A 21,764-nucleotide genomic window follows, 5' to 3' on the forward strand; every position below is an offset into this window, starting at 1 on the left:
TTACTCCTTTAGCTGCCCGGGCAACCAAACCCAGTATAGCGCCGTAATCCCTTTATCGGGATTAACCTGTTTAGCGGCCCCATTTAAGTAAATGACTCAACAACTACCGGCTTTAAAATTTAAAACCCTAAAACAATACGCCGACTGGAAATTACTGTTGCTTTTATTGCTGTTTTTAAATGTAAAGCTGGCCATAAAGATCCCCGCGATAGCGCTGATCTACCTGTTACAATTTGATTTCCGGTTTGGGTTCCGGTTTAAAGATCCAAGACTGCCGCTATTTTATCCGCTGATCATTGTTATAGCTATTGCAGGTTTTATTATTAACGGTAAGTATACTGATGCCGATTACAATTTGGTTTTTATAACCGGCATTGGCTTTTGGTTGTTGTGTATTTTGGCAGTACACCAAGTTAAATTATCTGTCGAACGTAATACTACTGCGGTGGTCCATCAGACCATCCTCGTGTTTTTCATCATTAACATTATCGCATCGCTGCTTAACCTGGCTTTTATTGTGTTGGAGACACACGCCTTTAACCCCTATACTTACCAGGGTCAATATCAGAAATACTTTATCAGCACCGGCGATTTTGTGAAGGGCATTACTTTTGATACCTCGACCACCAACGCGGTACTGAATGCTTTCGGCGTTATTTATTTCCTCATCAAAAAAAACATGGGGATGACGCTGGCCTGCATGGCTATATTACTGCTTACCGGCAGCAATTTTACCAATGTTTTTATACTGGCTGTGCTGGCATTCCTGTTTGTATTTAATAGCACGCGCGACCAAAAAAGCGTGATCATTATTTGCGTTTGTTTCCTGGTGCTGTTTATGGCCAAGATCTCGCCGCAGAATAATAATTATGTGATGAACACCGTCAAAACTGCTTTTTATGGGCGCGAGATCATTTCGCCATGGCCTAAAAGCCAGATCCCGGTAACACAAAGGCCTGATAGCACGCTTAACCCCGAAGAAAAGAGAGAAAAAATAGCGACTCTTTATTTAGACAGTATTGCCGCTTTACCTATTAACCAGGTACAGCGTGAAAAACTACCGCCGGGTGTGCCTGTAACGGCTACCGGCAGGGTGGTTTTGCCCCAGGCCGATGTTAATTCGCCGTCTTACCAATGGCTCAGAACAACCCCGCCCGAGCAAAAGCAACTGGTTGACTTTGTTAATACCCACGAGGCCGATCTGCCCGTTTCGCGAACCAGAAAATTAAGCCTGGTGCCGGGCAAGGTGATGGGGCTATTGCAAACATTTAACTTTTACAAGCACCATCCTGCAAAGATCTTAACGGGCGATGGCGTTGGTAATTTTTCGTCAAAGCTGGCTTTCAGGGCTACGGGGTTAAAGTTTACCGGAGGGTACCCGCAAAAGTATATTTATATCAATCCTGATTTTTTGAGTAATCACCTGGATGTTTATTTAAGTTTCTTCAGCCAGTCGGCGGCAACACACTCATTAACTAACAGCCCTTTTTCTGTGTATGATCAGCTGCTGGCAGAATACGGATTGTTGGGCCTTTTGGCCTTATTTATTTTTTACCTGGGCTTTTTTGCAAAGCATTATGCAACTCTTACCTATGGTATCCCGGCGATATTATTGGTGATGTTCCTGTTTTTTATTGATTACTGGTTTGAACAGTTATCGATCATCATATTTTTTGAACTGCTGCTCTTTTTAAATATCAAAGAGGGCAAAGAATTACTTACCGCAAAATCAACTACCGCTAAATGAACGCTAACCCCAGCATAACCGTTTTAATGCCTGCCTATAATGCCGAGAGGTATATCAGCGAGGCTATTACCTCTGTTTTGCAGCAAACTTATACTGATTTTGAACTGCTTATTGTAAACGACGGATCTACCGATAACACGGTGAATATTGTCCAGAGTTTTAAGGATGAACGCATTGTATTGATCAACCAACCCAACAGGGGTGTAGCCGATGCCTTGAACACCGGCTTACAACACGCCCGTGCACCGTACATTGCCCGGTTTGACGCGGACGATGTTTGTTACCCTTACCGGTTGGAAAAACAGATCCGCTTTTTGCAGGACAACCCCGAATATATTTTAGTGGGCAGCGAGGCCAAGTATATTTTAGAGAACGGCGACTTTTTGTTCGACTTTCATTGCATAGCCTACTCGCATGAGCAGGTAATGGATAAGCTATATTTTTATTGCCCCTTTGTGCACCCCAGCGTGATGTATAAAAAGCAACCGGTGCTTGATGCCGGTGGCTACCCAACCCATGCCCATAATTTTGAAGACTATTTACTGTGGACCAACCTTGCCGGGGCCGGACGGCTTTGTAACCTTACCGAGCCTTTGATAAAATACCGGCTTAACTCGACATCAGTAACTATTGACGAAAAATGGCGCGGCAGGCGTTTCAGAGAGTTAAAGCGCGAGATCGTATTGCGCGGATCAATCACAGCAGCAGAGGGGAATGAATTACTTGCCATCATCAAAGACCAGGACATCCGCAAAATAAAAGAGGGGGCCTACAACTCACTATGCGGTAAAAAATACCTGACGGATAACCATCAGCCCGAAAAGGCCCGGGATTATTTTAACAAAGCTATTAAGATCTATCCTTTACGGTTGGAGAACTATCTATTGTACACCCTAAGCTATTTCCCCGAAGGGCTAATTAACTGGCTGCATAAATTAAGCCCTAACCGGTTATGATAAAGATAGCTATCATAGCGCGGTCTACTTTGTTTACGGTGCCCGGTGGCGATACCGTGCAAGCCGTGCAAACGGCCAGGCATTTAGCGGATATGGACGTTTGGGCGGATATTAAGCTATCCAACGAGACGATCGACTATGAGCTATACGACTTACTGCACTTTTTCAATATAATCCGCCCTGCGGATATTTTATACCATAGCAGGCAAGCTAAAAAGCCTTACGTAGTATCAACCATATTGGTTGATTATAGCGAATACGACAAGCATCATCGCAAAGGCTTGGGCGCTTTGTTTAGTTACCTGCCGGCTAATGGTATTGAATACATAAAAACCATGGCCCGCTGGCTGCTGGGCCGCGATCATTTATCAAGCCGTGATTATATCTGGAAAGGTCAGCGGCGAAGCATCATGGAGATCATGCAAAAGACCAAAATGATCCTGCCGAATTCGACGTCAGAATACCTGCGGGTTTTTAAGGCATATTCGGTACCCGTAAAATATCAAGTGGTACCTAACGGTATCGACCCACAATTATTTAAATATACTGATACAGATCGTGATGCTAACCTGGTTTTATGCGTGGCAAGGATCGAGGGGATAAAGAACCAGCTAAATCTGATCAAAGCTTTAAATAATACCCGGTTCAATTTATTACTTATAGGCAATCACAGCCCTAATCAGCAGGCTTATTACGATGAATGCAAAAGTATCGCCGCAGCAAACATCAGGTTTATTGACCATTTACCCCAAGCCAAACTGGTGGCTTATTACCAAAAGGCCAAAGTGCATGTATTACCCAGCTGGTTTGAAACAACGGGACTCAGCTCGTTAGAAGCCGGTGCAATGGGCTGCAACCTGGTTATAACCGACAAAGGCGATACCCGCGAGTATTTTGAGGATGATGCGTTTTACTGCGACCCGGCGAGCCCAGCCGGTATTCTGGCAGCTGTTGAGCAGGCAAGCCTGGCACAAGAAAGCAGGCACTTACGCGAAAAAATATTAAAAAAATATACGTGGCAGCAGGCAGCCAATTGCACACTTGCAGCGTATCAATTAATAATAGCCACAGCATGAAACTTAAAATAGCCATTTTAGGAACCCGGGGCATCCCCAATCACTACGGTGGGTTTGAACATATTTCAGAATATGTTTCGGCCGGTTTGGTTGAACGCGGACATACCGTTACGGTGTATAATTCGCATAACCATCCTTACACTAAGGACACCTGGAATGGCGTGAATATTATTCATTGCTATGATCCTGAATACCTGATCGGCTCGGCCGGGCAATTTGTGTACGACTTGAATTGTATCCTCGATGCACGCAAAAGAGATTTTGATGTGATATTGATCATGGGTTATACCAGCAGCTCTGTTTGGGGCAGACTGTACCCTAAGCAAAGCGCTATTGTAACCAATATGGATGGGCTGGAGTGGAAACGGTCAAAATATTCAAAACCGGTACAAAACTTTTTAAAATATGCCGAAAAACTGGCGGTTAAACATAGCCAGTATTATGTGTCCGATTCGATAGTGATCAAACAGTACCTGGCACGTAAATATGATATTAACAGCCGTTATATCCCTTACGGCGCTGATATGATTACCCCGGTTGAACGCGAGCAGATCACTCCTGCCGAGGCAGCTAAAGAGGATTACTTTTTGCTGATGGCTCGCATGGAGCCTGAGAATAATATTGAAACCATATTGGATGGCTACAACCTGAGCAATTCTGCTAAACCTTTTAAGGTTTTAGGTGATACTGGCAACCGGTTTGGCAAATTCATCACCCATAAATTTCAAAACGACAGCCGGATTGAATTTAAGGGATCTATTTTTGACACCGCCAAAGTACGCGCGCTGCAAAATAATTCATACCTGTATTTTCATGGCCATAGTGTTGGCGGTACTAACCCGTCGCTGTTAGAAGCCATGGCCAGCGAGGCGCTGATAGCCGCCCATAACAACCCGTTCAACCAGGCGGTTTTGAATACTGATGCCTTCTATTTTTCAAACCCGGCAGACGTAAAACAGCTGGTTGAAAACGTACAAAGGCAGGAAACCGAAAAACTTATGGTTAACAATAACTTGCAAAAAATAAAACACCTGTTTAACTGGGAAAGTGTAGTTGACGGTTATGAGCAGTATGCCATAGAATGTTACCTGAACTATAATAATGGACGGATTATTTCTTAAAGAAGGCACAACGGCTACCAAAATAAGCTACTACCATTTACTGCTTTTTTTGGCCAGCCTGCCGTTTGATTTTTTTTACAGCCATATAATCCTCATCAGCTTTTGTGTACATACCCTTATCCAACTAAATAAAAAAGATATACAGCCGGTTTTCACATTCCGTAACCTGGTTTTGCAATCGGTATTTTTTATTACGCTGTTCAGTACTATCTATACTGTTAACCGCCCCGGGGCTTTTGCCGAATGGGGTAACCATATTACCATCCTGCTCTTCCCGGTATTGTTTTGCCTGACATCTTTTGATATTCGTAAATATCGCCCGCAATTGTTAATGGGTTTTGCCATGGTTTGTACCGGCACTATTGCCTATCTGTACATTGATGCCTTGCGCGCCATCAGGTTTTACGGTTTGCCATATTCGTCTATTATCAGTTCGGCATTTACCAATCATAACTTTGCGCTGCCAATTAATATGCATGCTACGTTTTTGTCATTACAGATCGTTATCGCGCTGATCTACCTCATCTCAGTGATATTAAAGGAACAGCAAAAAAAATTGCGCTTGTTTTATGTGACTTGCGCTTGTGTTCTCCTGGCGGGATTAGTACAATTGTCTTCAAAGTCGGTTTTTGTACCGGTATTTTTCATTATCAATATCGGGGTTCCTTATTACCTGCTGCAGGGTAAAAAACGATCGAAGTTTATCATGATCACAGCATCGTTATCTGTATTGGCCCTTGCCGGGATCTTTACCTTAAAGATCATGAAAACAAGGTATGTAACCAACTTAAAATACGACCTGGCATTAACCTCAAAAGACCAACGGTTTGACTCAAGACTCGACCGCTGGAGTACCGCTGCAGAACTGATCAAAAACAGGCCAATTACAGGCTATGGTGCAGGATCGGAAATAGGTTTACTGCATGAAAGTTTCTACGCGAAAAAATACTACAATTCATTCCTTAACCATCTGAATACCCATAACCAGTATTTAAGCTTCTGGTTAAAGTCGGGCATTATCGGGCTGCTAATTTACCTGGGAACACTTTGGTTTGGCTTTAAACAGGCCATAAGGCAAAAGGACTTGCTGTTTTTAACCTTTATGTTGCTGATAGCATTTGTATCATGCTCAGAAAACCTGCTGGATGTAGATAAAGGCGTAATGTTTTACGCTTTCTTTTTCTCTTTCTTTATTTTTTCGGGGGGATGGGAAACAGAAAACTCCTGTTAAGGAATAATCATCTTAGTTAATAACGATCACCTGCACATCCACATATTTGCATATCTGCACATCAAAGCGCTGCTTTGATCTTATCTGCAGTAGCCTGGAACTCTTCGGGAGTAAATTTTAATTTGAGCTTGGTAAAGTTCATGTCGTTAACGCCGTTTATCGGGATAAGGTGTACATGCGCGTGCGGTACTTCAAGGCCGATAACTGTAACACCTATACGATTGCAGGGGATAGCTTTTTCCATAGCCGCGGCAACAGTTTTTGCAAACTGCATCAGGCTGGTGTAGGTGGCATCATCCAGGTCGAACAGCTTATCAACTTCCTTCTTGGGGATAACAAGCAGATGTCCCTCGGCCAATGGCGCAATATCCAAAAATGCCAGGAAACCCTCATTCTCGGCCACTTTATATGACGGGATATCCCCGGCTATGATCTTTGAAAATATGCTTGACATGTGTTAATTATTGAATTAGTGATTTGTTGAATTAATGAATAGTATTGCATAAATCAATAATTCATTAATTCAATAAATCTATAATTGCTATCTGCTTACTTCAAGTATCTCAAATTCCATTTTACCTGCGGGTACGCTAATTTCGGCTATTTCGCCTACTTTTTTGCCCAGCAAACCTTTAGCAATTGGCGAGCTTACTGATATTTTGCCTGATTTCATATCGGCTTCACTTTCGGCTACCAGTTGGTAGCTCATGGTGGCACCGTTCTTCACGTTTTTTATTTTAACAATTGACAGCGCCAGCACTTTCGACGTATCTAATTTAGATTCGTCAAGCAGGCGGGCATTAGCAAGGGTTTCCTGCATTTGGGCAATTTTAGCCTCGTGCAGGCCCTGTGCTTCTTTAGCTGCATCGTACTCGGCATTTTCAGAAAGATCGCCCTTATCGCGCGCCTCGGCTATTGCCTTTGATATATTTGCCCGGCCTGTTGTTTTTAATTCCTGTAACTCTTGTTTTAATTTCTCTAAACCGTCTTTGGTAAAATATGCTACCTCTGCCATAACTCACTATTTAATTTCTTTATTATTTTATCTTAATTGAGCGCCAAAAAAAACCGCCCTCCCTTTTATAGAAGGACGCAATGACTTTAAAAACAAACAAGACTATAAAGGCGTGCCCGTATAGTCTTGTTTTATGTAAAACGAAGATAAGTCTTTTCCGTTTGAAAAAACAAATTTTTATTGCTGCGTTGCAAAAATTTGTTTTTCAAACTGGGTGATTAGTGGTTAGAGATCGGTGATTAGTTAAGCTTAGAAGCCCCTGATCTCTAATCAACTAATTACTAATTTCCCCAAGCTCTTTGAGCTTGGCAGCCATCACTTCACTTATCCTGCGGTATGAATCAAATGTCCACCCGGCTACGTGGGGGGTCAAAATTACTTTGCCTGAAGCTTTCAGATCGTTAAACCATTCTTGTTCGTCAAGGGCGGGGAATTTTTCTGTTTCGAGCACATCCAGTCCAGCGCCCAGGATCTTGCCTTCTTTTATCGCGTTCAGCACTGCTCTTACTTTTGCAACCTTACCGCGCGAGGTATTGATAAAGAATATCGGCTTTTTAAAGTGGAACAACAGTTCATCATTGATCATGCCATTGGTTTCTTTTGTCAACGGGACATGCACACTTAAAACGTCGCTGTATTTAACAATTTCTTCCATGCTTACTTCGCGGGCATAACGGTCAGAGAAACCGGTTTTATATTTATCATAGGCGATAACCTCAACCTCAAATCCCGACAACTTTTTGGCGAAACTTTTACCCATGAAACCATAACCTATAATGCCCACGGTTTTGCCTTTAAGCTCAAAACCGCGGTTGGCTTCGCGTTTCCATTCGCCATTGCGTATTTCTGCATCGGCGGTATTAAAATGGTTCATCAGGGCCAGTAATAGCCCAACGGCATGTTCGCCCACAGCATCCATATTACCTTCTGACGCGTTGATCAGCACCAGCTTTTTTTCGGCAGCGTAGGCTTCATCTATATTGTCCATACCCGCCCCTGCCCGGCAAACAAAACGCAAATCTTTAGCTGCATCAATAACCTGTTTATCTACATTAAATTTTGAGCGAATAACCAGCCCGGCATAATCGCCGATGATTTGCAATGCGGCATCCAGTTTTATAGTAGGCAGGTAATCGCATTTGTAACCCAGGGCCTCAACCTGTTCAATAAATATGGGGTGGATATCGTCTACGATAAGAATTTTGTTGTTCAACGTAATATTATTAGTATTTAATATTAAGCCTGCTGATGCAGACTGTATTCTTTAAGTAATGCGGATGCCGGCAAGTGCAGCAATTCGCTAAATTTCCTGATCATTGTTAATGATAAAGGTTGCTTGTAGTTAAGTACTTTACTAATTGTGCCTTTATCGCCATAAACTGCTGCAAGGTCGGCTGCTTTATAACCAAAATCATCCATACGGATTTTGATCATCTCAACCGGGTTTACTTCAGGAAGATCCCAAAGGGTATTTTCATAATTTTCAATCAAATGCACCAGCAACAGCTTTTCTTTATGTTCAGCACCAGTTGTTGTGTCCTTGATTTGTTCGTACCTTTCAATAGCTTTATTATACTCTTGTTCGGTTTCAATTAAAAACCATTGTGGCTTTTGATTCATAATTTTAAAAATTTAGCCTTCGCTAAACAGACGCTGCGTCAATCTTATCGTATTCAGAGTGGGTTCCAATAAACCTGATCTCTACGATTCCGTCGGCGTAATCAACTTCAATGATAAGCCGATATTTATTACCGACGATTTTAAAGCGCGCTCTTTTTGAAGGTATAAGTTTTGCCTTAGGAAAATCGATCAGGATATCTGTTCCTTTTTTCCAATTGGCTTCTTGGACAATTTTTCGCCATGTACTTATGCTGCTGCTTGAATCAGCATGCTTCTTTGCAAAATCCTGCAATTTCTTTTGAAAGATAATATGCATTACTTCCTTGTATTTGTGTCATAATTCTGCTTCCTGATTGATTTTATACGCCGGTTCGAATTGATTGCCCATTCGAACAAGATGGGGCTTTCCCATGCTGAAACAAAAATAAGCAAAAAGTTGGTTGTTTGCCAACTTTTTCTGTAAATATTACATAAAAGATGAATGACTATGATCTACTAGCACTGATCAACTGCGTTATCTTCACAAAATCTGCAACCGTTAGTCGCTCTGCCCGCAGTTCAAGTAAAGGCTCTTCGCCCATTTTTTCTTTATTAATGAGCGATGATAACGCATTACGCAAAGTTTTTCTGCGTTGGTTAAACCCTGCTTTTACTACCTGCCAGAAAAGTTTTTCGTCGCAATCCAATTGCGCTACTTCATTACGGGTTAGCCTGATCACTGCCGATAGCACCTTAGGCGGAGGGTTAAATACGCCAGCCTTTACGGTAAACAAATATTCAACCTTGTAATACGCCTGTAAAAACACACTTAGTATGCCATACTCTTTACTGCCGGCTTTGGCGGCGCAGCGCTCGGCTACTTCTTTTTGAAACATGCCCACCACCTCAACCACCTGCTGCCGGTTATCCAAAACCTTAAAAAGTATTTGCGATGATATGTTATAGGGGAAATTACCAATGATGGCCATCGGCCCGGTGAACCTTACAGCAAAATCCAGTTCCAAAAAATCGGCATTGATCAGTTTGCTGCCCAGCTTGGGATATTTCTTCTGTAAAAACTCGTACGATTCGGTGTCAATATCTATTAATGACACTTCATACACATCTGTACGCTCTAACAAAACGTCAGACAGGATACCCATACCCGGGCCTACCTCAAGCACTTGTTGGTACCGGTTTTCGGGGTGCAGGCTATCAACTATTTTGGTAGCGATATTTTTATCGGTAAGAAAGTGCTGACCTAAATGTTTTTTTGCCCTTACTAATGTCATTATTAATCAAATATTTGAGCAAATTAAGGCATATTTGTGCTTTTATCATGAATTATACGCTTAAAATCTTTTCTTTGCTTGTTGGTCTTTAAGGATAAAGACAAAAGCTGAAAGGTAAAAGGTTGCGGTAAGCTATCGGTGAAGTCACAACCAAACCAGTGAAATCATAAAAATATGAACAAACTAAAATTAGGCATCAGCATAGGCGACGTAAACGGGATAGGGCTGGAGATCATTATTAAAACGCTTGCCGACAGCATGATATTTAACTACTGTACGCCTATTGTTTACGGGCATACCAAAGTAGCGTCGTTTTATCGCAGGATAACCGAAGCAGGCGAACTGAACTTTAACGTGATTGATCATCCGTCGAAAGCGCAGCATAAGCGTGCCAATATGATCAACTGCTGGGAAGAGGACGTGAAGATTGAACCCGGCGTTGCTAATAAAGAGGTAGGCAGATTTGCATTTGCTTCATTAGAACGCGCAACCGCCGACTTGGTTAATGGTGACATTGATGCCCTTGTTACCGCACCTATTAATAAAGATACCATACAAAGCGAAGATTTTAATTTCCCCGGCCATACCGAATATTTGCAGGACCGTGATGGCGCAGCCGAATCATTGATGTTTTTGGTGAGCGATACCCTGCGTGTAGGCGTTGTTACCGGCCATATCCCGGTTTCAAAGGTGTCTGAAAGTATCACTACCGAAAAGATCCTGGCTAAATTAAAGCTGATGAATAACAGCCTGCGCGATGATTTCTGGATCCGCAAGCCTAAGATTGCGGTGCTTGGCCTTAACCCGCATGCCAGTGATAACGGGTTGATAGGCACAGAAGAGCAAACCACCATTATCCCTGCTATTGAGGAAGCAAGAGCAAACGATATCCTGGCTTTTGGCCCATATGCTGCCGACGGCTTTTTTGCGAACGCCACCTACATGCAGTTTGACGCTGTATTGGCTATGTACCACGACCAGGGGCTGATCCCGTTTAAACAGATCGCTTTTGAATCGGGGGTTAATTTTACCGCGGGCCTGAAATTTGTTCGTACTTCGCCTGATCACGGAACGGCTTATGATATCGCAGGGAAAAACCAGGCATCAGAAGTATCTTTCCGCGAAGCAATATTTACCGCGCTGCACATTGCAAAGCACCGTAAAGAAGGGTTGGAGTTGAATGAAAACCCGTTGCAATTTACCAAGCTAAGCAGGGACCGCGATTAACAACTAAAAGCGTTGTAAATTAAGATTACCGGTAAGTATTAGCTCAATATTGCCCTTAGCCGCTTTGTGTCGTTTATTTTTACCTGCCCGGTAATAAGTAGAAGCAGAACATAAAACAATACCGAAGCAGGTATCACCAGCCAGTTATCGCCCAGCAAAGTTTTTGCGCCAAAACCGCTGCCCACTGCGCATGCGGTACAGATAATTAGCGGCTGCCAGATTCTTTTTAATTCAAACAGGGTATTCCTGCTCAGATAAAAAATGATCTGCGCTATGCAAGCCAAAAGAAAGGCGAAGGCGGCTCCCTCGTTCTTATAAATGGGAATCAAGATAATATCGCCCAAAACATTTACCGCAAGGGTAACTATAAACGCGTGAAGGATCATTTTTAGCCGGCCCTGCGCAAAAAAGATGGTCCACAGAAAATTTTCAATGTATAACAGCGGCAGGCAAAGCGACAGGATAAATATCGTATTAACATTTACCGCGCCGTATTTGCCATGGGTGATCCAGTCGGTAATTGGTGCCCAGTAAATGTTGAGCAGCAACACTGTTAAGGCGGCAACGGCAACCTCTATCCTGATAAAAAGCTTTAAATCTTCGGTATTAATATCGCCCTGTTTAAACATTTTAGTAAACCGTGGTATCAATAGCGGCGCTATAGCCAGCAAGGGCAGCATGGCTATTTCAAAAAGCTTGTAGGCAAAGCTGTATTCAGCCAGTTTAACGGCTGATAACATGAAGCCGATAAAGATCCAGTCGAACCGTGCCAGCGACGAAGTAATGAGCACCACACCCATTTGCGGCAATGCCTCGCGCACCAAGTTTAGGTATTTAGTCTTGTCCCATTTCATTATAATGGGGATCCGGGCAGATCTTTTAAATAAAGCCAGCCCGATTATAAATTCCAATACATCCCCCGCAATAAAAATGGAAATGATAACCGGCAGATCAAGTTTGTGTAATAGTAAAAACACCACCAAACAAACACTGCGGACAAGATTGGAGATGACCGAAAGCCAGGCCATGAGCTTAAACATTTCCAAACCATTCGCGGCTTGCTTATAGGGTGTCGAAAAATAGATCATCAGTTTACCTATGCCAATAAGTAACAGGATATGGTATACCGCAGGCACGTTGGGGAATAACAAGAGACCTATCAGCAATAGCCCGTAAAACCCCAGGCCGGTAATAGTTGTGTGGATAATATAAAGCGAGAGCGCAGATTGTTTATCCTCATCTGCCGCGATTTTTTTAACGATCAGTTGGTCCATCCCGCAGGAAAGGATATTAAATGCGGACAATAGTATAGCCAGCGCCAAATTAAGTTGGCCAAAAGCATCTTTGCTTAACCCGGTAGAGAGTACGTAAAAAATGACTAAGCCCAAAAGCTGGTTAATCACAAGCTGCAGGGCATTGGCTGAAAGGTTTTTAAAATGAACTTTGCTCATCAGCCTGTTAAATAATTAATATTCAACAGCTAAATTAGGTTTTATGAATTGCTTTTTCCGGCTGCTTTTTTCTAAACGGCTCAGGTAGTGGTATTTTAGCCATTTATTTTTATAGGTGATCTTGGCTATGATCAACCCTTCTTTACCATCTAAAAAACCACCAAATACCAGGTAACTTTTAACAAAGCTAAATATGGGCGAGATGTATAAGTTGATCATGCCCGCCTTTTTACCTGCTGTTAAATATTTCTCGGCGCTAAGCCGGGCATAGTAAAGGGCCTTGCTGTTACACTCTTTCCTGTCTTTAACCGAATAATGATGGATAGCTCCATCTAAACGCTGCATGTTTGTCTGATCGGGCAGCAGCAAAGTTTCATGTACATTGGCCTGCGACCATTTTACCCTTGTACGGTTAAACAGACGGATATGATGATCACGCCCCCAACTGCCGTAACGGATCAGTTTTTTACCGAAATAAGAATTGAATTTGATGTCATAAACCATTGCCGGATCATCCAGTTTCAGGCTATGTAATGCCAAGGCCAGTTCAAGGTCGGCAATCTCGTCGGCATCAAGGCTCAGTATCCAATCGTACTTTGCCAGCTCAATGCCTTTGTTTTTATTGTTGCCATAGCCGTCCCATACACGCTGGTAAACCCGACACCCTTCGGCAGCGGCGATATTAACCGTTGCATCCGTACTGTAATTATCAATTATCACAATGTCGTCCGTAATTAATTTGGCAGCTGCAATGCATTCGCCTAAAATTTCAGCTTCATTTTTGGTGATAATAACTACCGATACAGGGATCATGTTAATGTAATTTATGTTTTACCAGTAAGATAATATAAACACGAACCCCGGCTGCAAAAGGTTGCCTGCACTGATGAAAAATCTAAATGAATATTTTTTATATCGCGAAAAACGGCACTTAACGGGCTTGGGTAATTAAATATTAAATAAGCTGATCAGCTTTATTTTTAGCATTTTTAATTAAATTTAAATGCTTGGGCAACCTTTTGGCAACATTCTACGTGATATGTTTTAAGAAAAGGGGAATATTACATAAGCAACAATTTTATAACCCATATGGGCGAAGAAGAGTTACATCACTTAATTAAAGGCTGTGTAAAACAAGACAGGAAAAGCCAGAAAATGCTTTATAAGGCATTCTACGGGTTTTCTATGGCGATATGTTTGCGCTATGCCGGCGACCGTGATGAGGCTGCTGAAGTAATGAACCAGGGTTTTTTTAAGGTTTTCACCAAGATAGAGACCTACGACAGTACCCGCCCGTTTAAAGCATGGCTTGGGCGGATCATGACCAATGTTTCTATTGATTATTACCGTGCCAACCTTAAAATGGCCTATGCCGAGGATCTTGAGCAGGCAGAACATATACATGATGCCAGCGTGGCGACGGACAATAACCTCAACTACAATGATCTGCTGGCTATGGTGCAGCGCCTGCCGCAGGGATACAGAACGGTTTTTAATCTTTTTGCTATAGATGGCTACTCGCACGAGGAAATTGCTGATATGCTGAACATTAATATCGGCACATCAAAATCAAATCTGTTTAAGGCAAGGCAAAAACTAAAACAAATGATACTGGATGCAGATGAATCTAGTAACTATATAAATGGCGTAAGTTTCACACCGATAGTCGCGATAAATGCGGCAGGTATTAGCCCGGTGTTTTACAATAATAAAGGTATCAGGGAATGAAAAAGGAAAAGGGCATAGATGACATCTTTAAGCACGGCCTCGGGGACCCGGTTGACGAAACCGCGTTCAGGGAAAGTGATTGGGATAGTCTGGCGAATATGCTTGACAAGGATAAGCGTAGGGGGAAGGTATTCTGGCTGCCAATTTTAAGCAGCGCGGCTGCATTATTATTGGTGTTTTTTGGCTGGTGGATGTTCAGATCAAAACCGGTTAACACCCAGCAAAACACACAACAGGTAGCAAATAATAGCGCTGCCCAAAAAACCATGCATGACACGGCTGCACAGCACGCGCAACCACAGGTAGCGGCTACGCATCAGCCTGAAAAAACAGGTACAATAGTTTCAAAATCACCAAACACAACTGCGGATGATAAAACATTTACACAACACAACAATGTACAAACCGGCGTTATAGCCAAGCGGGTAAATAAAGGTAACAGCAAAGCAGATCTTACTGCATCCACCGGGACAAAACCTGCGGGTAATAAGCCTATTGCCGGTCGCCAAAACAACAGTGATACGGCAAGAAATTATGTTTCTTTAACAGCGGTGAGCCTGTCGCCTGCTTTTGGGCAAACTAATACTACTGCTGCGCCTGTTATTGCCTCGGCACAGGTAACACCGAGCCGGGGTATCGATGCATTAGCGCTATCATCAAAACCGGTCATTAAAAAAACGGTGACAGGGGGGCTTCGCCCGCAATATACTTTGAGCGCGTTTGCAGCTTCAGAAGCTAACGGTGTGGGTACCTTCCAGTCTACCAGTGCGGGTACTAACGTTGGTTTGATGTTTTCGGCGGGCGTTAAGCGGTTTACACTAAGTACCGGTGTTAACTATTCTGCAAAGCCATATACCCTGCCGTTTGACCAATACCATACCGCGTATAAGTTTAAAAACGATCCGCAGTATGTTACTGCCGATTGCCGTGTACTGGATATCCCTATAAATGTGGGTTATCAATTGTACAATAAATCGCGTAATAAGATCAGTGTGGGTACGGGCATATCGTCATACATCATGATGCATGAAAGCTATACCTATGATTATGGCAGTCCATCAACCGTATTCGGTCCATCATATTATGCCGTGAAAGGCAAAGGTAAATACCTGTTCAGCATCATGAACATACAGGCAAGTTATGAGCGGCAGGTAAATTCAAAAGTAGGGATAAGCCTGCAGCCTTATTTAAAAGTACCACTATCAAACATTGGGTACAGCCAGGTTAAAGTACAAACCTATGGCGTAGCTGTCGGCCTTAATTGGAACATAAATTCGTTAACAAAACCTAAGTAAAACATGAAACATATCAGTATTATTTTACTCGCCTGGTTAAGCATCATTAACCAGACGGGACAGGGCCTCTATGCTTGTAAAAATGCCCAGATCAGTCTTTATTCATCGGCGCCAATTGAGGATATTGCTGCTAAAACATCCTCAGGATCATCGGTTTACAACTCGGCCACGGGCGACCTGATGTTTAGCGTACCCATCAATACGTTCAAGTTCCCCAAGTCATTAATGCAGGAACATTTTAACAGTGATTACCTGGAAAGTGACAAATATCCAAGGGCTACTTTTAAAGGCCAGGTAAAGGAAAAGCCCGACCTGAGCAAGGATGGCAGTTACCCCATTACCGTTACCGGCGAGCTGGATGTGCATAATGTTAAACAAACACGTACCATACCAGGCAACCTTACGGTAAAAGGCGGCGTAGTTACTATGACAGCCGAGTTTATGGTAAAATGTGCCGACCACAATATTACCATACCAAGGCTGGTGTTTCACAACATTGCAGAGAGTATAAAAATGAATGTTTCTGCCACTTACACGGCAGCTAAATAGCTAATACATAACACACAATTATCACAACAATGAAAAAACGCATAGCATTAATAGCTTTACTGGCAGCAAGCCTGGCAGTAAATGCGCAAAACGGAGCAAAAAAGCCCGCGTCGTCTGCCGATTCATTAATGAACGCCATGAACGCGACCAATGACAAACCCATGCCGGTTGCCATATTCAAATCAACCCGGCTGGTTCTGGCGCAAACTACAGAGATGGTAAAAAAGAACGAGTTCAACTTCCAGATCATCCACCGTTTTGGTGATATAGCCGGGCATGATGGCGGTGGCCAGACCGCGTTTGGTATTGACCGTGTTAACGACGTTTTCTTCGGCTTTGAATATGGCGTAAGCGACAATTTTAACATAGACCTTGGCCGTAGTACCATTGGCCAGTTGGTGCAGTTAGAACTAAAATGGGCGCTGGTGCACCAGACAACTGATGATAGCTCGCCTTTTGCAGTAACCTTAGTTGGCGAGGCGGGAGCTAAACCTTACCAGCAAGCGCAGTTTCCTACTTTCAGCAGCAGGCTTTCGTATTTTGGGCAGGCTATCATAGCACGCAAGTTCTCTCAGGATATCTCGCTGCAGGTAGCGCCTTCTTATGTTCGTGATAATACACCGTTCCCTAACTTGCCCGGAAATGAGCAATCTTTCTTTGCCTTGCAGGGATCTGCAAGGGTAAGATTATCAAATCACACAGGATTAATTCTGGACTACGCGCACCCATTCTCAAGCTTCAGGAGCAATAACTACAATTTTGCAGACCCGATCGGTATAGGTTATGAGGTAGAGACCGGAGGCCACGTATTTACCGTAAACGTTACCAATGCAAACTCGGTATCAGAAATGAACATGCTAAGCAATACCCAGCAACGTTTTTCAAGGGGGCAATACCGCATAGGTTTTACCATATCAAGGATGTTTGATTTTAACCCAAAGGTTAAAAAAGAGAAATAAGATTTTGGTAATAGTTAAATAGTTTATTAAAAGCGATGGCATTTGTCATCGCTTTTTGTTTTATGGATGGATCAAGCCTGTTATATTGCTTTAAATACGCCGGTAATTGCAGGTTTTAACACCTTGCCGATGTATTCAATCAAGAAAATTTACAATAACAAATCATTAAAACCGTTGTTATAACAAACAATCACTCACAACTATGAAATTTTTAAGAGCAGTATATTTTTCGTCTTTAATACTATCAGCAGCCGTTTTGATGCAGGCATGCCATGCAAAAAAACCTGTTGTAACACCCGTTGCACCGGTAGCAGAAACCCCGCCGCCACCGCCGCCCGCTCCAAAACCTGCGCCTGTACAAGCTGCTACCCCGCCACCACCACCGCCTGCACCGGCTCCGCCTAATTATAACTTTAGCAATATCCAGTTCGAGTTTAACTCGGGTATATTAAAAACAGATTCATACCCTATTATGGACAAAGCTGCCGCAGAGATGAAAAAAGATCCTTCTGTGAAGTTTGTATTAAACGGACATGCATCTGCAGAAGGTACTGACGCGCATAATATGGCACTGTCAATTGAAAGAGCTACATCAGTAAAAGCATACCTGGTTAATTCGGGCGTAAGCGGCGATAACCTGACTATTAAAGGCTATGGCGATAAAGTGCCATTGGCAGATAACAGCACAGAGGAAGGCCGTGTTAAAAACCGCCGCGTTGAGATAAAGAAACTGTAAAAACCCGCTGGTTTATGAAGTTAACCTGTTGATATATAGGTTAATGTTAACAAATAAATCATCATAAGGTAATGTTTTTATAGTTGATTATGCTTTATCTTTAGGATATGCATTAACGGACTACTAAAAAACGAACTTTATGACCTGGAGAAAGTTTAGCGGTGAGATCATCCAATCGCCAATAATTGAAGAAGTAGAACAAGCAATTGAGCGGGAAACCCTGCAAGGCAACAAGCTCAAAGTTTGCATCGGCACCGACTCGCAGGTTAAAGGGACCATTACCGATTTTGCTACCGTTATTGTGTTTTTGCGCGAAGGCCGCGGCGGGTTTATGTTTATCCACCAGGAACGAACGTCGCAAAAAATGAGCATAAAAGAGCGTATGCTTACCGAGGTGCAAAAATCAATTGACATCTCTTACAAGCTGTGCGATCTGCTTGATCTGTACGATGTCGACCTGGAAGTTCATGCTGATATCAATACTAACCCTATGTTTAAATCAAACCAGGCCCTGCATGAGGCCATGGGTTATATATTAAGCATGGGCTTTGTATTTAAAGCCAAACCCGAAGCGTTTGCCAGCTCTTGCTGCGCTAATAAGATGGTGCAGTAAGGTTATTGATTTTTGATAAGTGTTTCTTTAACTTGCAGAAACTTTATCATGAAAAGATCAACCTTTATCCTGCTCGCTTTGTTGTTGCCTTTGCTTTGCCGGGCGCAACTGTCAGACACCACCACCTTCACCAAGGTGGGTGATACTGCCCCCGTTTTTGATTTCAACCTGACAAAAACGCAAAAAGCTAACATAAAAGACTATCGCGGTAAAATAGTAATGTTAAATTTCTTTGCAACCTGGTGCCCGCCATGCCGTGAAGAATTGCCGCGGGTACAAGCCGAAATATGGGATAAATACAAAAACAACCCAAAGTTTGCCTTATTTATATTTGGCCGCGAACAGGGCTGGGATGTAGTGCTGCCATTTAAGCAACAGAACCATTACACGTTTACTGTGTTGCCTGATGAAGGCCGCAAGGTATTCAAATTATACGCCAGCCAATTTATCCCGCGAAACGTAGTAATTGACGAGAACGGTAAGATCATTTATCAGTCTATTGGCTATAGCACAGATGAGTTTCAAAAACTGCTTGATCTGATGGACAGTAAATTAAGAGCCTTAAACTGATTGAGTATCAGCTCTACTTTATTGCTTTGAGATAATATTTTAAAGCGCTGTATCCATCATTAACAGTACGTTAGCGTACAACTACTGTAACAATACCGTACAGTTTGAAATTAGTCTAATTTTTTAATTGGCTAATAGTCAATTATTTAATCAGAAGGTATTTTATTTGAGGTTGCCAGGTTACTAACACCAGCCTTATGATCAAAAACTACATCAAAACCGCCTGGCGAAACCTGTTGCGCAGTAAAGCCTATTCATTAGTTGCCATTTTGGGCTTGGCCATAGGCCTTGCCGTAAGTATTTTATTGTTTTGGGGTGTGAATGATGAGCTGAGTTATGATACCCAGTCAAAGGATGCGGAGAACATTTACAGGGTTAACGCCAAAGGCAGAACAGGCGACCATTACGAGACTTGGACAACCACGCCGGCCCCCGTTGGCCTGGCCGCTGTTAAAAATTACCCGGATGTAAAACGTATGGCGCGGACAACCGGAGGGGGTGTCCTGGTGAATGTAGGCACGTTTAGCTTATACCAGGACCACGTGGCATACACCGAACCGTCTTTCTTTGATATTTTTGATATTCACTTTATTGAAGGCAATGCTAAAACAGCCATCAGCGAGGTTAACTATGTTGCGCTGAGTAATACCTTGGCCATCAAATTTTTCGGATCGGCAAAGAAGGCAATGGGCAAGATCATGTCTATAAGAGAAAAGCAATTGCCCTATGTGGTGTCTGCTGTGTACGAGGACATGCCGTTGCGCAGCAGTGTGCATAAGAACATGATCTTATCGCTTGACAATATCCGTAAAAACTTCGGGGGCAATGGTAGCTGGAAAACCATTGATGAGGATTGGGGCAACTATAATTTTACAACTTTTTTACAGCTAAAACCGGGCACCAATACCAAGGTATTAGCCGACAATTTAGCCAGCATAATGATTAAAAGTAACCCTGCCGCTAAAAAAGGCGAGGCCAGCTTTATATTGCAACCGTTAAGTATGCTTAGGTTATACAGCCCGGACCTAAGCCCGGATGGTGTTAAAACGGTGCGAATATTTATATTGATAGGCGTGCTGATCTTATTGATCGCGGTTATCAATTATATCAACCTGTCAACCGCGCGCGCTACCAAGCGTGCCAAAGAAGTAGGGCTAAGACGCGTTGTAGGTGCCGACCGTATGCAGCTGATAATGCAGTTTGTGGCCGAGTTTGTCATTATTTTCCTGGCGTCTATTGTTTTAGCATTTATCTTAATAGGTGCATTGGTGCCTGTTTACCAAAACATTAGTGGTAAAGACTACCCTATAGATTACTGGCAACCATCAACCCTTAAAATTATTTTATGGGTTGGAATAGGTACAATTGTTATGGCCAGCATTTACCCGGCATGGGTGCTATCGTCTTTCAAGCCTACAGAAGTATTAAAAGCCACGTTTAATGCCCCTGCGAAAGGCGGTTGGCTACGCAAAACGTTAGTGGTAGTACAGTTTACATTTTCAATTACGCTTATAATTTGTACGGTTGTAATAGCCAAACAACTCTACTTTATTCAACATACTAACCTCGGCTATAACCGGGATAATACGTTTACCGTTTGGTTGAATGACAACATGGGTAAGCATTTGTCCGCAGTTATGAATGATATTAAAAGTGATAGCCACATAGTTGATGTTTCTTATGGCGACCAGGACTTTATGAGCATGAGCGGATTAACCGATAATATAGACTGGCCTGGTAAAACCGACCATACCGCCCATATTACAAACATGGATATATCGGCCAATTTCACTTCAATGATGGGGATAAAATTTGCCGATGGGAGCGGGTTTACAGGTGCTCCGTCTGATAGTTCATACTACCTGGTTAATGAAGCGGCTATAAAAATGATGGGCTTAAAACATCCTGTCGGTACAATTATCAGCCTTTGGGGAAAGCCAAAGCAGATAAAAGGTGTTTTGCACGATTTTAATAACACATCACTAAAAGGGCAGATTATGCCGGCGATATTCAGAATAGCAAGCCAGCCGATAACCAACGGGGCGTTGTATGTTAAAGTGCGGTCGGCTTATGCTAAAGAAAGCATTGAAAAAATGGAGCAGCTTTATCGAGCTTATGCGCCGGGGCACCCTTTCAGTTACCAGTTTTTAGATGATGCCTTTGATGACATGTACCGGCGCGAGATACAAACAACGCAACTGTTTAAAGCTTTTGCAGGTGTGACTATCCTGTTAAGCTGTATGGGCTTATTCGGCCTGGCAGTTTTCTCGGCCGAACGCCGGGTTAAAGAAATAGGCATCCGGAAAGTGCTGGGCGCCAGCGTGAGGGATATCTCAGTTCTTGTATCCGGTGAGTTTACGACGTTAATTATTATCGCTAATATTATAGCCTGGCCTATTGCCTGGTATTTTACGCACCAATGGCTGCAGGACTTCTCGTACCGTACAAGTGTAAGCTGGTGGTTGTTTTTATTGTGCGGGTTAGTTTCTTTAACGATAGCTATTATTACGGTAAGCTCGCAGGCTATTAAAGCGGCAATGGTAAACCCGGTTAAAAGTTTAAAGGCAGAGTAATTTATTGTACCGGCCGGATAGCAGGG

At 42.8% G+C, this 21,764-nt stretch carries 22 protein-coding genes; 14 read left to right on the forward strand and 8 right to left on the reverse strand.

Annotated features, from left to right (window positions below; all coding sequences use genetic code 11):
• Positions 1-91: 91 nt before the first annotated feature.
• From FO440_RS05055 to FO440_RS05075, 5 genes are read left to right on the forward strand one after another with little or no spacing between them, the layout of a single operon-like run.
• Positions 92-1,747: a hypothetical protein gene (locus FO440_RS05055; protein ID WP_144247126.1), complete on the forward strand. Its 1,656-nt coding sequence runs from the start codon at positions 92-94 to the stop codon at positions 1,745-1,747.
• A complete protein-coding gene (locus FO440_RS05060) occupies positions 1,744-2,703 on the forward strand; it encodes a glycosyltransferase family 2 protein (RefSeq protein WP_144247127.1) in 960 nt (319 codons plus the stop codon). Before FO440_RS05055 ends, FO440_RS05060 begins: the two co-directional genes overlap by 4 nt.
• On the forward strand, positions 2,700-3,779 hold the full coding sequence (locus FO440_RS05065) for a glycosyltransferase family 4 protein (RefSeq protein ID WP_144247128.1): 1,080 nt from the start codon (positions 2,700-2,702) through the stop codon (positions 3,777-3,779). The genes FO440_RS05060 and FO440_RS05065 overlap by 4 nt, the downstream gene beginning before the upstream one ends.
• Positions 3,776-4,900: a DUF1972 domain-containing protein gene (locus tag FO440_RS05070; protein WP_144247129.1), complete on the forward strand. Its 1,125-nt coding sequence runs from the start codon at positions 3,776-3,778 to the stop codon at positions 4,898-4,900. The genes FO440_RS05065 and FO440_RS05070 overlap by 4 nt, the downstream gene beginning before the upstream one ends.
• Complete coding sequence (locus FO440_RS05075) at positions 4,881-6,131, forward strand: O-antigen ligase family protein (protein ID WP_144247130.1); 1,251 nt, start codon at positions 4,881-4,883, stop codon at positions 6,129-6,131. The genes FO440_RS05070 and FO440_RS05075 overlap by 20 nt, the downstream gene beginning before the upstream one ends.
• A gap of 61 nt (positions 6,132-6,192) precedes the next feature.
• On the opposite strand, the gene FO440_RS05080 is transcribed toward FO440_RS05075, so the two are convergent.
• The 6 genes from FO440_RS05080 to rsmA all read right to left on the reverse strand — a co-directional run bounded on the left by FO440_RS05080 (position 6,193) and on the right by rsmA (position 10,037).
• Complete coding sequence (locus FO440_RS05080) at positions 6,193-6,585, reverse strand: HIT family protein (protein WP_144247131.1); 393 nt, start codon at positions 6,583-6,585, stop codon at positions 6,193-6,195.
• Between the two features lie 87 nt (positions 6,586-6,672).
• Complete coding sequence (gene greA / locus FO440_RS05085) at positions 6,673-7,146, reverse strand: transcription elongation factor GreA (protein ID WP_144247132.1); 474 nt, start codon at positions 7,144-7,146, stop codon at positions 6,673-6,675.
• Between the two features lie 274 nt (positions 7,147-7,420).
• Positions 7,421-8,359, reverse strand: a complete 939-nt coding sequence (locus tag FO440_RS05090; RefSeq protein ID WP_144247133.1) for an NAD(P)-dependent oxidoreductase — start codon at positions 8,357-8,359, stop codon at positions 7,421-7,423.
• 23 nt (positions 8,360-8,382) lie between these two features.
• Positions 8,383-8,766, reverse strand: a complete 384-nt coding sequence (locus FO440_RS05095) for a helix-turn-helix domain-containing protein (RefSeq protein WP_144247134.1) — start codon at positions 8,764-8,766, stop codon at positions 8,383-8,385.
• A 22-nt stretch (positions 8,767-8,788) separates the two neighbouring features.
• Positions 8,789-9,082: a type II toxin-antitoxin system HigB family toxin gene (locus tag FO440_RS05100; RefSeq protein ID WP_144247135.1), complete on the reverse strand. Its 294-nt coding sequence runs from the start codon at positions 9,080-9,082 to the stop codon at positions 8,789-8,791.
• A 169-nt stretch (positions 9,083-9,251) separates the two neighbouring features.
• A complete protein-coding gene (rsmA, locus tag FO440_RS05105) occupies positions 9,252-10,037 on the reverse strand; it encodes a 16S rRNA (adenine(1518)-N(6)/adenine(1519)-N(6))-dimethyltransferase RsmA (RefSeq protein WP_144247136.1) in 786 nt (261 codons plus the stop codon).
• Positions 10,038-10,211: 174 nt separating this feature from the next.
• On the opposite strand from rsmA, the gene pdxA reads away from it, so the two are divergent.
• Positions 10,212-11,264: a 4-hydroxythreonine-4-phosphate dehydrogenase PdxA gene (gene pdxA / locus FO440_RS05110; RefSeq protein ID WP_144247137.1), complete on the forward strand. Its 1,053-nt coding sequence runs from the start codon at positions 10,212-10,214 to the stop codon at positions 11,262-11,264.
• A 38-nt stretch (positions 11,265-11,302) separates the two neighbouring features.
• On the opposite strand, the gene FO440_RS05115 is transcribed toward pdxA, so the two are convergent.
• Together FO440_RS05115 and FO440_RS05120 are read right to left on the reverse strand one after the other, a co-directional pair.
• A complete protein-coding gene (locus tag FO440_RS05115) occupies positions 11,303-12,715 on the reverse strand; it encodes an oligosaccharide flippase family protein (RefSeq protein WP_144247138.1) in 1,413 nt (470 codons plus the stop codon).
• A gap of 15 nt (positions 12,716-12,730) precedes the next feature.
• Complete coding sequence (locus FO440_RS05120; RefSeq protein WP_144247139.1) at positions 12,731-13,528, reverse strand: glycosyltransferase family 2 protein; 798 nt, start codon at positions 13,526-13,528, stop codon at positions 12,731-12,733.
• Positions 13,529-13,804: 276 nt separating this feature from the next.
• Between FO440_RS05120 and FO440_RS05125 the strand changes: the two genes are divergently transcribed.
• The 8 genes from FO440_RS05125 (at position 13,805) to FO440_RS05160 (ending at position 21,738) form a co-directional block, all read left to right on the forward strand.
• Positions 13,805-14,443 (forward strand): RNA polymerase sigma factor, encoded by a 639-nt coding sequence (locus FO440_RS05125; protein WP_144247140.1) that lies wholly within the window; start codon positions 13,805-13,807, stop codon positions 14,441-14,443.
• Entirely contained in the window at positions 14,440-15,738 is a 1,299-nt protein-coding gene (locus tag FO440_RS05130) for a hypothetical protein (protein ID WP_144247141.1), read from the forward strand. The genes FO440_RS05125 and FO440_RS05130 overlap by 4 nt, the downstream gene beginning before the upstream one ends.
• A 3-nt stretch (positions 15,739-15,741) precedes the next feature.
• Positions 15,742-16,287 (forward strand): YceI family protein, encoded by a 546-nt coding sequence (locus FO440_RS05135; RefSeq protein ID WP_144247142.1) that lies wholly within the window; start codon positions 15,742-15,744, stop codon positions 16,285-16,287.
• Positions 16,288-16,316: 29 nt separating this feature from the next.
• Positions 16,317-17,246 (forward strand): DUF5777 family beta-barrel protein, encoded by a 930-nt coding sequence (locus FO440_RS05140; protein ID WP_144247143.1) that lies wholly within the window; start codon positions 16,317-16,319, stop codon positions 17,244-17,246.
• A gap of 202 nt (positions 17,247-17,448) precedes the next feature.
• On the forward strand, positions 17,449-17,982 hold the full coding sequence (locus tag FO440_RS05145; RefSeq protein WP_144247144.1) for an OmpA family protein: 534 nt from the start codon (positions 17,449-17,451) through the stop codon (positions 17,980-17,982).
• Between the two features lie 139 nt (positions 17,983-18,121).
• Positions 18,122-18,595, forward strand: coding sequence for a ribonuclease H-like YkuK family protein (locus FO440_RS05150; protein ID WP_144247145.1), 474 nt, complete (start codon positions 18,122-18,124; stop codon positions 18,593-18,595).
• Between the two features lie 48 nt (positions 18,596-18,643).
• A complete protein-coding gene (locus FO440_RS05155; RefSeq protein WP_144247146.1) occupies positions 18,644-19,165 on the forward strand; it encodes a TlpA family protein disulfide reductase in 522 nt (173 codons plus the stop codon).
• A 197-nt stretch (positions 19,166-19,362) separates the two neighbouring features.
• Positions 19,363-21,738, forward strand: a complete 2,376-nt coding sequence (locus tag FO440_RS05160) for an ABC transporter permease (RefSeq protein ID WP_144247147.1) — start codon at positions 19,363-19,365, stop codon at positions 21,736-21,738.
• The last annotated feature ends 26 nt before the right edge of the window (positions 21,739-21,764 follow it).

This window comes from Mucilaginibacter corticis (assembly GCF_007558865.1).
In the GTDB taxonomy this organism is placed as follows: domain Bacteria; phylum Bacteroidota; class Bacteroidia; order Sphingobacteriales; family Sphingobacteriaceae; genus Mucilaginibacter; species Mucilaginibacter corticis.

Excerpts from the sequence above, each read along its gene's own strand:
- FO440_RS05130 (WP_144247141.1), top strand. The coding sequence starts at position 14,440 with ATGAAAAAGGAAAAGGGCATAGATGACATCTTTAAGCACGGCCTCGGG.
- FO440_RS05160 (WP_144247147.1), top strand. The coding sequence starts at position 19,363 with ATGATCAAAAACTACATCAAAACCGCCTGGCGAAACCTGTTGCGCAGT.
- FO440_RS05060 (WP_144247127.1), top strand. The coding sequence starts at position 1,744 with ATGAACGCTAACCCCAGCATAACCGTTTTAATGCCTGCCTATAATGCC.
- FO440_RS05080 (WP_144247131.1), bottom strand. The coding sequence starts at position 6,585 with ATGTCAAGCATATTTTCAAAGATCATAGCCGGGGATATCCCGTCATAT.
- FO440_RS05150 (WP_144247145.1), top strand. The coding sequence starts at position 18,122 with ATGACCTGGAGAAAGTTTAGCGGTGAGATCATCCAATCGCCAATAATT.
- FO440_RS05070 (WP_144247129.1), top strand. The coding sequence starts at position 3,776 with ATGAAACTTAAAATAGCCATTTTAGGAACCCGGGGCATCCCCAATCAC.
- greA (WP_144247132.1), bottom strand. The coding sequence starts at position 7,146 with ATGGCAGAGGTAGCATATTTTACCAAAGACGGTTTAGAGAAATTAAAA.
- FO440_RS05145 (WP_144247144.1), top strand. The coding sequence starts at position 17,449 with ATGAAATTTTTAAGAGCAGTATATTTTTCGTCTTTAATACTATCAGCA.
- FO440_RS05115 (WP_144247138.1), bottom strand. The coding sequence starts at position 12,715 with ATGAGCAAAGTTCATTTTAAAAACCTTTCAGCCAATGCCCTGCAGCTT.
- FO440_RS05140 (WP_144247143.1), top strand. The coding sequence starts at position 16,317 with ATGAAAAAACGCATAGCATTAATAGCTTTACTGGCAGCAAGCCTGGCA.
- FO440_RS05135 (WP_144247142.1), top strand. The coding sequence starts at position 15,742 with ATGAAACATATCAGTATTATTTTACTCGCCTGGTTAAGCATCATTAAC.
- FO440_RS05155 (WP_144247146.1), top strand. The coding sequence starts at position 18,644 with ATGAAAAGATCAACCTTTATCCTGCTCGCTTTGTTGTTGCCTTTGCTT.
- FO440_RS05055 (WP_144247126.1), top strand. The coding sequence starts at position 92 with ATGACTCAACAACTACCGGCTTTAAAATTTAAAACCCTAAAACAATAC.
- FO440_RS05100 (WP_144247135.1), bottom strand. The coding sequence starts at position 9,082 with ATGCATATTATCTTTCAAAAGAAATTGCAGGATTTTGCAAAGAAGCAT.
- FO440_RS05095 (WP_144247134.1), bottom strand. The coding sequence starts at position 8,766 with ATGAATCAAAAGCCACAATGGTTTTTAATTGAAACCGAACAAGAGTAT.
- FO440_RS05120 (WP_144247139.1), bottom strand. The coding sequence starts at position 13,528 with ATGATCCCTGTATCGGTAGTTATTATCACCAAAAATGAAGCTGAAATT.
- pdxA (WP_144247137.1), top strand. The coding sequence starts at position 10,212 with ATGAACAAACTAAAATTAGGCATCAGCATAGGCGACGTAAACGGGATA.
- rsmA (WP_144247136.1), bottom strand. The coding sequence starts at position 10,037 with ATGACATTAGTAAGGGCAAAAAAACATTTAGGTCAGCACTTTCTTACC.
- FO440_RS05065 (WP_144247128.1), top strand. The coding sequence starts at position 2,700 with ATGATAAAGATAGCTATCATAGCGCGGTCTACTTTGTTTACGGTGCCC.
- FO440_RS05125 (WP_144247140.1), top strand. The coding sequence starts at position 13,805 with ATGGGCGAAGAAGAGTTACATCACTTAATTAAAGGCTGTGTAAAACAA.
- FO440_RS05075 (WP_144247130.1), top strand. The coding sequence starts at position 4,881 with ATGGACGGATTATTTCTTAAAGAAGGCACAACGGCTACCAAAATAAGC.